1 pseudogene is annotated in these 263 nt (G+C 63.1%); it reads left to right on the top strand.

Annotated elements, in window-relative coordinates:
* Positions 1-263, top strand: a pseudogene (locus UP10_RS45585) (hypothetical protein); the annotation flags it as partial.

The following is a 263-nucleotide window of genomic DNA, read 5'->3' on the forward strand; positions in this document are numbered from 1 at the left end:
GGGCCAGCGAGGTCACGGTCGTGGCTGACACCGGCTATTCGAACGGCGAACATGCGGTGCTCTGCGAGCAAGACAAGATCACGGCGATCGTGCCGAGGCCCGAGACGGTCAATCCGAAGGGCAGCGAATACTTCAGCCGGGATCGGTTCAGCTACGACCATGAGAGCGATAGCTGGTGCTGCCCGGCCGGCGAGACGCTGAGCCTGTTCAAGACTTCGCGCACCAAGCAGAACAAGGAATACACCAGCCGGGCGTGCGGCAGC

The sequence above is a fragment of the Bradyrhizobium sp. LTSPM299 genome (assembly GCF_000938235.1).
In the GTDB taxonomy this organism is placed as follows: domain Bacteria; phylum Pseudomonadota; class Alphaproteobacteria; order Rhizobiales; family Xanthobacteraceae; genus Bradyrhizobium.